This window comes from Pseudomonas sp. GW460-12-10-14-TSB1, assembly GCF_017349775.1.
In the GTDB taxonomy this organism is placed as follows: domain Bacteria; phylum Pseudomonadota; class Gammaproteobacteria; order Pseudomonadales; family Pseudomonadaceae; genus Aquipseudomonas; species Aquipseudomonas piscium.
Genome location: NZ_JACNAC010000003.1, coordinates 24,173 through 38,343, shown reverse-complemented (window position 1 = coordinate 38,343; position 14,171 = coordinate 24,173). Strand labels below are relative to the sequence as shown.

Annotated in this window: 11 protein-coding genes; 7 read left to right on the top strand and 4 right to left on the bottom strand. The window is 63.5% G+C overall.

Annotation, left to right across the window (positions count from 1 at the left end):
* Positions 1-196 precede the first annotated feature (196 nt).
* The 3 genes from J4D52_RS02865 (at position 197) to J4D52_RS02855 (ending at position 3,036) form a co-directional block, all read left to right on the top strand.
* Complete coding sequence (locus J4D52_RS02865) at positions 197-1,015, top strand: alpha/beta fold hydrolase (RefSeq protein WP_102677849.1); 819 nt, start codon at positions 197-199, stop codon at positions 1,013-1,015.
* Between the two features lie 90 nt (positions 1,016-1,105).
* A complete protein-coding gene (locus J4D52_RS02860; protein ID WP_102677848.1) occupies positions 1,106-2,158 on the top strand; it encodes a hypothetical protein in 1,053 nt (350 codons plus the stop codon).
* Between the two features lie 503 nt (positions 2,159-2,661).
* A complete protein-coding gene (locus J4D52_RS02855) occupies positions 2,662-3,036 on the top strand; it encodes a DUF6124 family protein (protein ID WP_102677847.1) in 375 nt (124 codons plus the stop codon).
* Between the two features lie 138 nt (positions 3,037-3,174).
* Here the strand turns inward: J4D52_RS02855 and J4D52_RS02850 are convergent, their stop codons facing one another.
* The 4 genes from J4D52_RS02850 to dsbD form a co-directional block, all read right to left on the bottom strand.
* Positions 3,175-6,537, bottom strand: a complete 3,363-nt coding sequence (locus tag J4D52_RS02850; RefSeq protein WP_102677846.1) for an ATP-binding protein — start codon at positions 6,535-6,537, stop codon at positions 3,175-3,177.
* A gap of 94 nt (positions 6,538-6,631) precedes the next feature.
* The gene (dsbG, locus tag J4D52_RS02845) at positions 6,632-7,399 is read right to left on the bottom strand and encodes a thiol:disulfide interchange protein DsbG (protein ID WP_025805423.1); all 768 of its coding nucleotides are present in this window, start codon (positions 7,397-7,399) and stop codon (positions 6,632-6,634) included.
* Complete coding sequence (locus J4D52_RS02840; RefSeq protein WP_102677845.1) at positions 7,375-8,247, bottom strand: TlpA disulfide reductase family protein; 873 nt, start codon at positions 8,245-8,247, stop codon at positions 7,375-7,377. The genes dsbG and J4D52_RS02840 overlap by 25 nt, the downstream gene beginning before the upstream one ends.
* Positions 8,247-9,980, bottom strand: coding sequence for a protein-disulfide reductase DsbD (dsbD, locus tag J4D52_RS02835; protein ID WP_102677844.1), 1,734 nt, complete (start codon positions 9,978-9,980; stop codon positions 8,247-8,249). Before dsbD ends, J4D52_RS02840 begins: the two co-directional genes overlap by 1 nt.
* 154 nt (positions 9,981-10,134) lie before the next feature.
* On the opposite strand from dsbD, the gene J4D52_RS02830 reads away from it, so the two are divergent.
* The 4 genes from J4D52_RS02830 to J4D52_RS02815 all read left to right on the top strand — a co-directional run bounded on the left by J4D52_RS02830 (position 10,135) and on the right by J4D52_RS02815 (position 14,114).
* The gene (locus J4D52_RS02830; protein WP_038577297.1) at positions 10,135-10,812 is read left to right on the top strand and encodes a response regulator; all 678 of its coding nucleotides are present in this window, start codon (positions 10,135-10,137) and stop codon (positions 10,810-10,812) included.
* A 3-nt stretch (positions 10,813-10,815) separates the two neighbouring features.
* Positions 10,816-12,138 (top strand): ATP-binding protein, encoded by a 1,323-nt coding sequence (locus tag J4D52_RS02825; RefSeq protein WP_102677843.1) that lies wholly within the window; start codon positions 10,816-10,818, stop codon positions 12,136-12,138.
* Positions 12,139-12,395: 257 nt separating this feature from the next.
* Positions 12,396-13,808, top strand: a complete 1,413-nt coding sequence (locus tag J4D52_RS02820; RefSeq protein WP_102677842.1) for an aspartate aminotransferase family protein — start codon at positions 12,396-12,398, stop codon at positions 13,806-13,808.
* Between the two features lie 81 nt (positions 13,809-13,889).
* Positions 13,890-14,114 (top strand): MbtH family protein, encoded by a 225-nt coding sequence (locus J4D52_RS02815; protein WP_007923760.1) that lies wholly within the window; start codon positions 13,890-13,892, stop codon positions 14,112-14,114.
* Positions 14,115-14,171 lie beyond the last annotated feature (57 nt).

The following is a 14,171-nucleotide window of genomic DNA, read 5'->3' as shown; positions in this document are numbered from 1 at the left end:
AAGGGTGTCGAGGGCATACATATCGTTCAGGCGTTCAGCAGCCTACATGGATTCCATCATCCTCTGTAGGAGCGAGCTTGCTCGCGAAAAACCTCCAGGCTTGCACGGCCCTTAGGACTTGTCCGATTGACGGCAACCCTTCACCGGCACAGTCTACCGAGGCTTTTTTCGCAGCCCACCTGACAGGAGACAGTTGATGCCCTTCGCGACTATTGATGGACAAGCCCTTCACTACCTGGACCAGGGCAGCGGCCCCGCGGTGCTGCTGGCCGGCAGTTACCTGTGGGACCTGAACATGTGGGCGCCGCAGATCGAGGCGCTGTCCAAACAGTACCGGGTGATCGCCCTGGACCTGTGGGGCCATGGCCAATCCGGCGCGCTGCCGCAAGGTACCGCCTCGCTGGACGACATCGCCCGGCAGGTGCTGGCGCTGCTGGATCATCTTCAGATCGAACGCATCACCCTGGTCGGCCTGTCCGTGGGCGGCATGTGGGGCGCGCGCCTGACCCTGGCGGCGCCGCAGCGCATCAATGGCCTGGTGCTGATGGACACCTACCTCGGGGTCGAGCCCGAGCCGACCCGCCAGTACTACTTCTCGTTGTTCAAGCAGATCGAAGAGACGGGGACCATCCCGTCACCGCTGCTGGACATCGTGGTACCGATTTTCTTCCGTCCGGGCATCGACCCGCAGTCGGCGCTGTACCAGGACTTCCGCGCCGTGCTCGCGGCACTGCCCAGCGAACGCCTGCGCGAAAGCGTGGTGCCCATGGGCCGCATCACCTTCAGCCGCGCAGACCTGCTGTCGCGCCTCAACCAGCTGGACCCCAAGACTACCTTGCTGTTGTGCGGCGACCAGGACAAACCGCGCCCGCCTTCGGAAACCAAGGAAATGGCTGAGCTGATTGGTTGCCCTTACCAACTGGTGCCGGAGGCGGGGCATATCTCCAACCTGGAGAACCCGGCGTTTGTCACCGAGGCGTTGTTGAAGTTTTTGGCGGAGCGGCATTCCTGCTGATCCCACGGCCACCACCCGACCCTCTGTTATAGTCGCGCCCGGCGCAGGTCCAAGCACCTGCGCCGGGCGTTTTCATTCAGGGACAGGGCCATGACGGAACACATTCACTGGCGGGATATCGAGGATCTGGCTGGCAATTGGAACGGCCTCGGGGTGGACGTCAAGCGCCCGGCCAGCGGCAAGCCGAACCTGCGCCTGCTCAGTGGCAACAACCGACGCATGCAACTGGTGCTGGGTGACCAGACTCTGCTCTGGGGCAGCATGTCCCGCTGCCTATATGGCGTGTGGCTGGTACGCAATCACCTGCTGGAGCAACTGCCGCAAACCCTGGTGGGGCCCATCGATTCGCCCCAGGTGGAGCAACAGGTACGCCTCGACCCGGCCCTGCGCCTCAAGGCCTGGAGCCGCTTCTTCGTCCAGCAGTTGATGCAGCACCAGCCGGAGTTTTTCTACCCCGGCTACTGGCTGGTACGGGCCCTGCGCCCGGAATCCCCCAAGCCGATGCGGCCGTTGCTGAGCGGCACCGAGGCCTGGTACTTCAAGGGCGGCGAAGACGCCCTGAGCCATATGCCGCAGTGGGCGATCCACGGCCGCAACATCCTCGACAACCGGCAACCCGGCGCGGCGCGCTGGGTCGAGTTGGGCGAGAGTGGCGGCGCAGTGGTTGGCCTGCATGCAGTGGACCCGCATTCCGGGCGCCTCAAATGGTGGCGCAAGAAAGCCCGCGAAGGCAGCTTGCCGCCCATCCTGCTGTGGTACGTCAGCGGCCTGAGCTGCCACCTGATTCTCGATGGCCATTACCGCTTGCAGGCGGCCATCGATGAAAACGTTGCACCGGAGTTCCTGGTGCTCAGCTCGCCGCGGCTCTTCAGCTATCGCCCGAACCCGCAAGAGCAGCAGAAGGTGCTGGGGGCTTTGCAGATGCAGATCCAGCGCAAGAACCTGGAGACGGTGCGCTTCAACCAACTGCTGATCAGCACCTTCGATGACCGTCCGTATCACGGCTTCGGCAGCCAGTCGTGGGCCGGGATTGCCTCGGAAAAGGTCTGGGTCGATCAGGTCAGCGGCCTCCTCAACGAACGAGGAGACACGGGCGAACTGGAGAACATCCTTGCCCGCGAAGCGCCGGACGAGTTCGCCTGAGCCTTACGCACAAACGCCGAATTCTGCCCCGCCCCTGTAGCCGCTGCCGCAGGCTGCGATCGGGCTGGGCGGCATTCCGACGAAGCGGCCGCAAACCAGGCAACGGTATTTTGCCTGACACACCGCATGGGCAGGTTTGGCGCCTGCTACGCAGTCGATCGCAGCCTGCGGCAGCGGCTACGGTGAGGCGTTTCGCTTTCTTTTGTAAGGCTTTTCCGAGAAACTCCCACGCGCTTGAGTGCGCCTGTATGCGGGGCTAGGCTGCCTGGGTCATCGCCAAATCGATGGCTTGGACGTGCAAGTCCGGTTCCTGTTAAGGCGCATAAACGCTTAGCCATGCTTGAGCGTTTTTATGTCCGCTGTGTTATGGCGGCCGTGCGCGGGAGATCCTCGGATCTGCTGGGTGTCCTAACAGGCCCGGTCTTGCACTCCGCGTGCGGCTGCCACCCTGATTCGCGTGCAAGCGAACGGTGTCAGCTCCTTTCTTCTGTAGGAGCTCAACCATGAAAAAGCTAGTCCCCGATCCACCCATCGATTCCCCCAGCACCTACCGCTACCCCGAACTGAAACTCGCCAACCAGGCCCTGCGCCAGTCTTTGGCCGAGCAACCTGTCGAGGCGCTGCCATTCGCGTCCTTGGCCACCACCGCGGCGGTGCGTGTCACCCCGGATTCCTTGTTTCATGTACGCGAAGGCATTAGCGCCGAAGAAGCCCTGGTGCATGTGTCGCTGCTGCTCAAATGCGCTGAAGAAGTCAGCGATGAAATCACCGAACGCGGCAGTGGCCTGGAGCGTGGGTTGATCTGGTCGATGGTCCATTCCGTGGAAATGGCCAGGGCGGTGGTGGATGCGTTGCTGGATGGGCGCGGCGCTCGTTGAACCGATACTGTTTTTGAAGTGTTCATCCTGAGCGGGCTCGCCCCCACAGCGACCTGATCGTTGTTTCACAATCAGGTATCCGTGGGGGCGAGCGCGTTCACGAAATATCTTCAGGTCGGCGTCAGGCGCTGACGGTGTTCAACTTGAGGTCTGTTCTTCCAGAGCATTCAGCTTTGCCAGAAATGAAGCAGGCCCCATTCTTTGCAGCGGGAATTTGCCGCGACTCACCGCATCGAAATAGCGCAGCGACCCCCAGAGCTCAAAATCCCCCACCAGATAGACCCGACGTTTGGCCCGGGTGAGGGCAACGTTCAACAGATTAGGCTTGGAGGCGGCCCACTGCGCCGCTCCCGCATGCTCGGGGTCTGCCCCCAGCAGCATGAACACGGTGTCTTGTTCTTTACCCTGGAAGGTATGCACGGTGCCGATGGAGGCTTTCAACCACTGCTTCAACTCGTCCGCGGGTAATTTCGGGCGATGGTTGGGCCTGGCCCAGGCCGCTGCGCGTATGGCTTTTTGCAGGGCCAGGCGCACGGCTTTGAACGGCGAGATCACGTACAGCTGCGGCAGTTCTCCATCGCGCAGGTACAGCTGCCCGAGAAGATCGACCATGAACGCGATCTGCCTGGGGACGACCTGTTTGTGTTCGACATTGCCAGGGATATCGACCCAGCAACTGGAGCTGTACACCGGGGCGTCCTGTGCGGCGTGGGCGTTGGGCAGGCCAAAGACCATCTTGTTACCGTAGGCGATCTGGTTCGACAGGCTGAACATGGGTTCGATGCAGCGTCTGTGGACCCTCAGCGGGCTGCCGATCCACAGCTCTTCGTCGGTGTCGTTCTTGAACACGCTGCCATAGCGATTGTTCTGGTCCGCCAGGCTCTGGACCGACACGCGATTGGGGGCGAAGGCATCGTTTGCCGTGTGCGCCGATAGCTGGCCCAGGGTCTTGACCAGGCGTTGCGGCAGGGTGAAGACCGGCTCGATTTGCAGGGGGTCGCCCACCACCATGGCGCGCTGCGCCCGCCACAAGGCACCGACGGCGGCCTGGGGCACGGCTTGCCCTGCCTCGTCGATGTACAGCCAGCCCAGAGAGCCGGCACCCAGCCCACGGAACTGGTTGCCAAAGGAGGCAAAGGTGCTCGAGACCACCGGGATCACCATGAACAGGCTTTGCCAGAGCACCTGGGTCAGTCGCTCATCCTCGGGTGTCTTGTTGCTCAGCAACAGGCTGATGGCTGCAAGGTTGGCGCTGAAACCCTTGCCGTTCGAGCCTGAGGGCGCTACCTCGGCAAGCCAGGCCTCATGCAGGGTCAACGCCGCGGCGAACAAGGTCGAGCGCAATCGATTGAGTGCGGCATCATGCCAAAGCCCATTTATCTGGAAGTCGCTGTTCTCCAGTTCACTCAGCTGGCCTGGCAGGTTCGGACGGCCCAGGCGGCTGGCAAAATCGTCCAGGCATTGGCACTTGCTGTGCCATTGCGCTTTACGGGTGTCGAGTTCGCTTGCACAGAACAGCAATGCGGTTTGCGCGCGTTCGAGTTCCGGCACGAGGCTATTGTTCAGAAGGCTTTTCGCGCGGTTGATCTCTTCATGCGTCAGACGCTGGAGCCGGGCATTTTCCAGTTGTTCATTACGGTGGGTTTTAGCTGCTTGAGTATTGAACAAGCGCTTCCACCAGACCGGACGACTGCGATCTATCAGGCGCTCCAGTTCCTGCAGGCTGCTCAGATGTTGCGCCGATGCTTGAAGTTGCTGTTGCTGGCGGTCGAGGGCTTGCTGGGCGGACGCCTTGGTCTGTTCGGCCTGATTGAATGACTGCTGTTGAGGGTGCAGGAAGGCCGGCTCATCGGTAGCCGCCATTTCTTCCAGCAGGCTGGCGTAGCGGGCTCGCTCCTCCAGCGCCTTGCTGACCTCCTCGTCGGCTTTTTTGAAGGCTGCGCAGGCATCCTTGAAGGTGGGGCCTTTATAGTCATCCACCCATTGCCGAATCGTCAGTGGTCGATTGGGTTCGGTGGAGTCTACCGGGGCGAAGAACATGCGCTCCTGCAGCACCTTTCGGTTGTTGCTATTACCGAGGGCGGCGCAGATCAATCCCCAGGGTTTGTCCTCATCGGACAGGGGGCTGATGCTGCCATCGCTTTTCTGGGCAGCAATCTTGTGGGCGACCGGTTGCAGGTACTGCAGGTTGTTCCAGCATTTTCCCAGGGATTTGCGTTTGGGCAGGTCCCGGGAAATGTTTTCCACGGCGGCATTGTTGGAGGAGGCCACCACCATTTCATAGCCGGTCAACTCAGGTTTGAGCGCGCGGATGGTGTAGGTATTGGGCATGCCCTTGAAGGTGACCTGCGGTTTTTTCCCGCCAACAAAAGCATCTTCCGCCTCGCTGTATCCCGCCAATACCCGAGCTCGACGAACAATGTTCTCGGCGAACATGTCGCGCAATAACGTCGTTTTGCCTGTCCCGGGTGGTCCGTTAACGGAGAACACCCCGCTGTTTTCCAAGGTGCCGAGCGCGGTATTGATCGCGAACTGTTGCATCAGGCTCATGGCATGGCCGGGCTCATCCGGCCAATGCCCGGGGTTTATGCATTGCGGTTGCAGGGCCTGATAAATGGCCGTGCGGCCATGATCGGTATACAGGTCGATTCTTTTGCCCGGGTTGGCTTCGCTCAGGTACTGAAGCAAAGGCAGCGGCTGTTCTCCGCGCTGCAAGCTGGCGATCGCACGCTCAATGTCTTTTATGAAAAAGCTGTTGAGTATGTCGATCTCGGTATCGGGTTCCTCTTCGTCCTCGACTTCCGTTGCCTGTGCCGCAGAGGGTTGCGTGAGTGGTTTCTCGACCTTGGGCTGGGTCAGCACTTGAATCAATGCGACAGCGGTACCGCTGTTCTGCTCAGGTGTGAAACTGGCCCAGTTGCACAGCAGTTGATGCAAATGCATGACTTCCTCGGCCATCAAGGCCGGGTCATCGTTTTGCTGACGCTGTCCATGGAAGTTGTGCAGCAGTTTGATCAACTGCTCCTTGGCGTCTTCGAAGGCTTGATGGCCAAGAGCGCCAAGCCCTTTGCTCACCGTTTGCCCCAGGGCCCAGGGAGCCGTCGACAGTGACACTGCATCCAGTTGCGGGACGGCTTGAGCATTGAGCTTGATCTTGGCAAAGCACGTCAGCCCTTCAAGCTCCACCCGTTCCTGCTCTTCATAGAAGGTGTTCTCGTCTACCGATAAAGCGGCCAGGTGCGGTTCGCAAAGAGCTGCAATGACGGAGGCATCAAAAACCCCGATGTAGAGGTTGAAGCCTTTGATTTGAAGGTCGTCAGGTATGGAAAAGTTACGCCAGTGGCTGTCCTTGCTCTGCTGGAGATCTTCCTGGGTGAGCCATCGGGTCTCCCATTCCTTGAAGTCCTCGACATATTTTTCGAGGGCATAAGGTAGAAAGAATTCCACCTTGTGCCAGTAGTCGAGAATGTCTAAAAGCCTAGCTTGTCCTTGAGCTGTCAAAACGTTACTTCCCTGTCTACGTGAATAAAGGCAGTAGTGTAACGCCGTCAGTAAGGCTAAAGGCCATTAGTGGTCAGGTCTGGGCGTATCCCATTCATTTCGGCCCGAGAATCTTCACCAACTTGCCCGGCGCCGGCGCACCTTGTTGCTGTTGCAGTTCGCCCTGGTCGTCCATGTAGAAGATCGCCGGGGTGGCGGACAGCTCCAGTTCGTCCATCAGCGCCATGTTGGCGTCGAGCTTGGCCTGGACTTCGGCGGGGATCTTGTCCAGGGGTTTGAGGCTGCTGCCCTTGCCGGCTTTTTCGTGGTCCTGCAGGGCTTTTTGCGGGTCCTTGGCCGCGAGCAGGGCGGCGGATTTGCCCGGGCTGTCCTCGCGGATGATGCCGACCATGATGTGCCGCAGCTGGACCTTGCCAGCGTTCACCCAGGGCCGTGCCTGTTCCCAGAACATGTTGCAGTAGGGGCAGTTGGGGTCGCTGAACAGGTAGACCACGCGCGGTGCGTCGGCCTTGCCGTCGGCGATCCAGTTGCTCTTTTCCATCTTGGCCCAGACGGCCTTAGCCATCGGCGCATACACCAGTTTCTGCAGCGGTTCGGCGCTCAGGTCCTTGCCGTCGGCGTCGTACAGGTTGCCCAGCAGCACATGCTTGCCATCCGGGGTCAGGTACAGGGCCATGCCACGGTTCTGGTACTGCGCGGCATAACCCTTGAGGCCGTCCGGGGCGTCGAAGCTGCCGACGATCTTGGCGCCTTTGGCTTCGATGTTCTTGATTGCCAGGGGCAGTTCTTCGGCGTGCAGCAGCGGTACCTGGAGCAGGGCCGCGCCCAGGGACAGGCTCAGCAGGTGGCGGATGAAGGGCATGGCAGTTTCCTTGAAGGGGCGGCCTGCGTGGCCGTGGTCGAATGCGGTCGGTCGAAATGTTCCAGGGCGCGGGCCAGGCTGGCCTCGGACAGCTCGCCGAGGTGGCTGCCGAGCATGCGCCCGTCAGCGCTATAGAACAGCGTAGTTGGTAGCGCCATGGAGCCCACGGCCTGGCCCAGGCGGCCGCTGCCGTCGAACAGCACGTTGTTCAGGTTCAGCTCCTGGGTGGCCAGGAAGGTGCTGACGCTCTGCATGCTTTCGGCCTGGTTGACGAACAGGAAGGTCAGGTCCGGGCGCTGCTGCTGGGCTCTTTCCAGCACCGGCATTTCCCGGCGGCAGGGCGGGCACCAGGTGGCCCAGAGGTTGATCACCAGGGGCTTGCCCTGGTAGCTGGTCAGTTGCACGGTATTGCCGTCGGCATTGCGCAGGGCGATTTCCGGCAACCGCGTGCCTTGTTCGAAGATGCTCAGGGACAGGCTGGCGAGCAGCCAGAAGGCCAGGCCGCTGCCGACCCCGGCGCCCAGCGGCCTGCGCAGGGCCGGGCGGCGCCAGCCCCAGGCGAGGGCGGCCAGCAGCAGGACGATCACCCCCGGCCAAGGCAGAAAACCGCCATCGCGCAGGTCGATGATCAGCCACAGGTCGTGGCGGTAATGCTTCCAGTAGGCGACCACGAAGCCGATGCGCGCCGCCAGCATGCCCAGCAGGAACAGGCCGAACAGCACCGATTCCGGGTTCTCGCCACCGCGCTTGGCGACTCGCCAGCCGACAAAGGTGGCTAGCGCCAGGGCACTGATCAGCAGCAGGTGGTTGAGCGCGATGGCAAAGGTGCCGATGGTAAAGGTCAGCATCAACGGGCTTCTCGGGTAGCGGTCCAGCGTTGCAGGAAGCCAGCGGCGTCTACCTCGCCGGTAATCCGCTGGCTGCGTCGTTCTTCGCCGTCCGGGCCGATCCACAGCAGGCTCGGCGGCCCCGGCACTTTATACCGGTTGAGCAGCTCGCGGCTGGCGGCGTTGTCGGCCGTCACGTCCAGGCGCAGCAGGCGCACGTCCTTCAGGGCCTCGAGGACCTGGGGTTGGCCGAACACCTGTTTCTCCATGATCTTGCAGGACACGCACCAGTCAGCGTAGTAGTCCAGCAGCACCCACTGGCCCTGGGCCTTGGCAGTGTCGAGGGCGCCTTGCAGGGCGGCCGGGTCCTTGACGGTGGTGAAGGCGTCATGGGCGCTGACCGCCACCACGGCATTGCCGCCGCTGTAGACCTTCAGCGGTCGCCACAGGTCGTCGCTGCCACCGGCGGCGCCCACCAGCAGCAGGCTGCCCCACAGACCGAACACCACTGAACCGGCGCCGAACAGGTGGCCGGCACGCCCGGCCGCGCGCATCTGATGCCAGGCGGTGTAGGCCAGGACCAGCGCCAGCGCGCCCCACAAGCCGATCCACAGCGACTCGTCGAGCACCGGGCGCAGCAGCACGATGGCGGTGCCGAGGAACAGGAAGCCGAACACACCCTTGAGCAGGTTCATCCACGGGCCGGGCTTGGGCAGGAAGCGGTTGCCCACCGTCACCAGCAGCAACAGCGGCAGGCCGATGCCCAGGCCCATGACGAACAGGATCAGCCCGCCGTGCAAGGCATTGCCGCTTTGGGCGATGTACAGCAGGGCGCCGGCCAGCGGCGCGGTCATGCACGGGCCCACCAGCAGGCCGGACAGGGCGCCGAGCACCCCGGCGCCGACCAGGCTGCCACCGCGGCGCGAACGGCTGGCGTTTTCCAGGCGGTCGCGCAGGGCCGCCGGCAGTTGCAGCTCGAAGAAGCCGAACATCGGCAGCGCCAGGATCACGAACACCGCGGCAAAGCTGCCCAGCAGCCAGGGCTGTTGCAGCAGGGCTTGCAGATTGGCGCCGAGCAGCGCGGCGAGCACACCCATGGAGGCATAGACCAACGCCATGCACACCACATAGCTGCCGGCCAGGGCGAAGCCGCGACGCGGGCTGGCGCCGCTGCCTACCACCAGGCCGGCGAGGATCGGCAGCATCGGCAGCGAGCAGGGGGCGAAGGCCAGCAGCAGGCCGAGGCCGAAGAACACCAGCAGGCTCCAGCCCAGGGCCCGCTGTTGCAGGCCGCTGGCCAGGGCCTGGTCGCTGGCCTCGGTGCTGGCTCCGGAGGCGGCCGGGCTGCCGCCCAGGTCCACTTCCAAAGATTGCGGCGGGTAGCACAGGCCGGCGTCGGCGCAGCCTTGCCAGCCGAGCTTGACCTTACCGGTGGCGCCGGCGGGGATTTTCAGTTCCAGGCCCTGGCGATACACCTGCTGCGCACCGAAGAATTCGTCGCTGTGGGCCTCGCCCTCGGGCAGCGCCGGTTTTTGCGCGTCCGCCAGGCCGTCGAATCTCAGCCGCTGCTGATACAGGTAATAGCCGTCGGCGATCTGCCAGAACAGCTGGGTTTCCCCCGACGCCAGGCGTTCGGAGGTGAAGACGAAGGCTTTGCCGACCGGGAGAAAGTCGGGTTTGACCTCGAACGGGTTGTTACCCGCCTGGGCCAGGCCCGACAGCAGCATGAACAACAGGATGAACAGACGACGCATGGAAAAGCCTTAAACCGGTGCAAGTGGGGGGCACAATGGCCGATGGCGATTAACCGATGATTAACCCTGCACGCCTTGTGACACTGGCGGTGCGGGCATAATGTCGGCTTAATCGGCGATAGTTTTAATGCACCCCTTTTCTACAGGTTTCACCATGCACGTACTGGTCTGTGAAGATGATGAACTGATTGCCAGCGGGATCGTGGCCGGCCTCACGGCCCAGGGCCTGACGGTCGAACACGTGGCCACCGCCTCGGCGGCGCGGGCCATGCTCGGCGTGGCGGAGTTCGACGTGATGGTGCTCGACCTTGGCCTGCCCGACGAAGACGGCCTGAAGCTGCTCAAGCAACTGCGCCACAACGGCCTGGAAATCCCCGTGCTGATCCTCACCGCGCGGGATTCGGTCACCGACCGGGTCGATGGTCTGCAGGCCGGTGCCGACGATTACCTGCTCAAGCCCTTCGACCTGCGGGAACTGGCGGCGCGCCTGCATACCCTGTTGCGCCGGGTGGCGGGGCGCAGCGTCAACCTGATCGAACACGGCCGCCTGACCTACGACCCAAGCACCCGCGAGACCCTGCTCGGCGGCCAGCCGGTGGACCTGTCGCGGCGCGAACAATCGCTGCTCCAGGCGCTGCTGCACAACCGCGGCCGGGTGCTGTCCAGCGAGCAGCTCAAGGACAGCGTCTACGGTTTCAACGATGAACTGGAAAGCAATGCCCTCAACGTGCACATCCACCACCTGCGGCGCAAACTCGGCAACGGCATCGTCGAGACCGTGCGCGGCCTGGGCTATCGCCTGGGGCCGGCGGATGGCGGGGAGGAGTCGTAAGTGATGAGCCTGCGTTTGCGCCTGAGCCTGACCATCGGCGCGGCCTTTGTGCTGATCTGGGCGCTGGCCGCGGCCTGGATGTTCAGCGACTTGCGCAACCAGATGATGTTTTCCCTCGACCAGCGCCTGGTGGCTTCGGCGCGCATGGTCGCCGGTCTGCTGGAACAATTGCCGCCCTTGTCGAGCAAGGGCGAGGGCACCCATTTCAGCGCCGAACAGTTGAACATTCCCGGGGGCATGGCCTGCCAGGTCAGCTCCCTGCGCGGCGAGATCCTCGCCCGCAGCCATAACCACCCCGACGAAAAGCTCGAAGCCGAACGCCTGGGCTTTCACGACCAGATGATCGATGGCGTGCGTTGGCGCAGCTTCACCCTGGCCCGGGGCGACCTGCGCATCACCACCGCCGATCGACAGGTCGAGCGCGAAGCGCTGAACATGTCGGTGCTGCTGGCCGCTTCGGTGCCGGTCGGCGTGGCGTTGCTGGGTTGCCTGTGGTTGTTGTGGCTGGGGATCGGCCAGGGCCTGGCGCCGCTGAACCGCATGCGCGATGCCTTGATGCGCCGCAGCGCCGACTCCCTGGAACCTTTGCAGATCCACCCACTGCCCAGCGAGTTGCGGCCGTTGCTGGAAACCCAGAACCAGCTGTTCCAGCGCATCGGCAAGACCATCGAGCGCGAGCGCCGCCTGACCGGTGACGCCGCGCACGAATTGCGCAGCCCGCTGACGGCGATCAAGACCCACCTGCAAGTGGCGCGCATGACCGAAGGCGTGGCCCGCGATCAATCCCTGGCGCGCGCCGAAGAAGGCGCCGACCGTCTGCACCGGACCTTGGAGCAACTGCTGTTGCTGGCCCGGGTCGAGGGCAGCCTGTCGTTCGAGGACGGCGTGCAGTGCAATGCCGAACAGGTGGCGAAGACCGCGATCCAGGACGCCGCCAGCGGTGCCCGGCAGCGGGTCCGGCTGCACATCGACGAACGGGTGTCGGCGGCGCCGCTGGAAATGCCCTCGGTGCTGGCCATCGCCGCGTTGCGCAACCTGCTGGACAACGCCCTGCGCCATACCCCGAGCGATGCGCCGGTGGAGCTGAACCTTGAAACCCTCGGCAACCGGGTGCGCTTCCAGGTGCGCGACCATGGCAGCGGCATTCCCGAGGATGACTTGCAGCACCTGACCCAACGCTTCTGGCGCAACGGCCAGAGCACCGGTTGCGGCCTGGGCCTGGCCATTGTCCAGGCGATTGTCCAGCGCTGCGGCTGCGTGCTGCACTTTGACAGCCGGCCGGATGGCTTGCGGGTCGAGTTGACCATGCCGTTGCAATCGGCCTGAGGGCCTTATCGCGGGCAAGTCGGATCGCCGCCCGCTCGCTCCTACAAAATCCTGTGGGAGCGAGGCTTGCCCGCGATGACGTCTTGATGTTCGCCACCACCTTCGCGGTTGATACGCAATAAACCCTCTCCCGGGTGTAAATCCTCTCGTCGCTGATGCGTTTCCAGAACAGGAAAACCTGCGAGTGCGCGCTGAACCGGCTGCGTACCTGTGTGGTGTGCGGTTTCGCTCAACTCATCAGCGTGAGGATTCGAGAGATGTCAGTTGCTACCAGCCTTGTCGACGATCAGCCCGCGCGGACCAGTGCCGCGCCGGCCGAGACGCTTTACCAGTTCACCGAATCGCCGTTGCTGGCCCGGCAGAACCAGCAGGAGTCCAATGCCCGCAGCTACCCGCGGCGCATTCCCCTGGCGCTCAAGCGGGCGCGCGGGATTCATGTCGAGGACGTCGAAGGCCGGCGCTTCATCGACTGCCTGGCCGGTGCCGGGACCCTGGCCCTGGGCCACAACCACCCGGTGGTGATCGAGGCCATCCAGCAGGTGCTGGCCGATGAGCTGCCGCTGCTGACCCTGGACCTGACCACGCCGGTCAAGGACCAGTTCGTCCAGGACCTGTTCGGCCTGCTGCCGCCGGCCCTGGCCGCCGAGGCGAAAATCCAGTTCTGCGGCCCAACCGGCACCGACGCCGTGGAAGCGGCATTGAAGCTGACCCGTACCGCCACCGGCCGCAGCACTGTGCTGTCGTTCCAGGGCGCCTACCACGGCATGACCCAGGGCGCCCTGAGCCTGATGGGCAGCCTGGGGCCGAAGCGGCCGTTGGGTGCACTGCTGACCAACGGCGTGCAGATCCTGCCGTTCCCTTACGACTACCGCTGCCCGTTCGGCCTGGGCGGCGAAGCGGGGGTGAAGGCCAACCTGAGCTATCTGGAAAACCTGCTGAGCGACCCGGAAGCCGGCGTGCAACTGCCGGCGGCGATCATCGTCGAGGCGGTCCAGGGCGAGGGCGGGGTGATTCCCGCCGACCTCGACTGGTTGCGCGGCGTGCGCCGCATCACTGAAAAGGCCGGCGTGGCCTTGATCGTCGATGAGATCCAGAGCGGCTTCGGTCGTACCGGCAAGATGTTCGCCTTCGAGCACGCCGGGATCATCCCGGATGTGGTGGTGATGTCCAAGGCCATCGGCGGCAGCCTGCCGATGGCGGTGGTGGTCTACCGCGACTGGCTCGACACCTGGCTGCCGGGCGCCCATGCTGGCACCTTCCGAGGCAACCAGATGGCCATGGCCACCGGTTCCGCGGTGATGCGCTACCTCAAGGAGCACAAGGTGCCCGAGCATGCCGCCGCCATGGGCGAGCGTTTGCGCGAGCACCTGCGGATCCTGCAGCGCGACTTCCCGCAGATGGGCGACATTCGTGGGCGTGGCCTGATGCTGGGGATCGAGCTGGTGGACCCGGCCGGCGAGAAAGACGCCCTGGGCCATCCGCCGCAGTTCAGCCGCTTGGCGCCGCTGGTACAGCGTGAATGCCTCAAGCGCGGGTTGATCCTGGAAATGGGCGGGCGCCACGGCAGCGTGGTGCGTTTCCTGCCGCCGCTGGTGATCACCGCGGCCCAAATCGACCAGGTGGCGGATATTTTCAGCCGGGCTTTGGCGGCGGCGGTCGCCAGCCTCTAATTTTCCACAGGCCTCGAACGTTCCTTATTCACAACCGCTGCGCGTTCAGCGCAGCGAGCCTTACAGCGATGGAGACACGTAATGACTTCAGTATTTGACCGCGAGGACATCCTCTTTCAGGTAGTGGTCAACCATGAGGAGCAGTATTCGATCTGGCCGGACTACAAGGCTGTGCCACAAGGCTGGCGCACCGTGGGCAAGAGCGGCTTCAAGAAGGAATGCCTGGCCTACATCGAAGAGGTGTGGACCGACATGCGCCCGCTGAGCCTGCGGCAGAAGATGGACGCCCAGGCGGCCGCCAACTGATTGTGACTGACACAGGCCTGTAGCCGCTGCCGCAGGCTGCGATCGACCCGGGCCGCG

What these genes read in the sequence shown, in the direction of transcription:
- J4D52_RS02865 (WP_102677849.1), top strand. Translation starts at nt 197, where the DNA reads ATGCCCTTCGCGACTATTGATGGACAAGCCCTTCACTACCTGGACCAG.
- J4D52_RS02860 (WP_102677848.1), top strand. Translation starts at nt 1,106, where the DNA reads ATGACGGAACACATTCACTGGCGGGATATCGAGGATCTGGCTGGCAAT.
- J4D52_RS02855 (WP_102677847.1), top strand. Translation starts at nt 2,662, where the DNA reads ATGAAAAAGCTAGTCCCCGATCCACCCATCGATTCCCCCAGCACCTAC.
- dsbG (WP_025805423.1), bottom strand. Translation starts at nt 7,399, where the DNA reads ATGCCCTTCATCCGCCACCTGCTGAGCCTGTCCCTGGGCGCGGCCCTG.
- J4D52_RS02840 (WP_102677845.1), bottom strand. Translation starts at nt 8,247, where the DNA reads ATGCTGACCTTTACCATCGGCACCTTTGCCATCGCGCTCAACCACCTG.
- dsbD (WP_102677844.1), bottom strand. Translation starts at nt 9,980, where the DNA reads ATGCGTCGTCTGTTCATCCTGTTGTTCATGCTGCTGTCGGGCCTGGCC.
- J4D52_RS02830 (WP_038577297.1), top strand. Translation starts at nt 10,135, where the DNA reads ATGCACGTACTGGTCTGTGAAGATGATGAACTGATTGCCAGCGGGATC.
- J4D52_RS02825 (WP_102677843.1), top strand. Translation starts at nt 10,816, where the DNA reads ATGAGCCTGCGTTTGCGCCTGAGCCTGACCATCGGCGCGGCCTTTGTG.
- J4D52_RS02820 (WP_102677842.1), top strand. Translation starts at nt 12,396, where the DNA reads ATGTCAGTTGCTACCAGCCTTGTCGACGATCAGCCCGCGCGGACCAGT.
- J4D52_RS02815 (WP_007923760.1), top strand. Translation starts at nt 13,890, where the DNA reads ATGACTTCAGTATTTGACCGCGAGGACATCCTCTTTCAGGTAGTGGTC.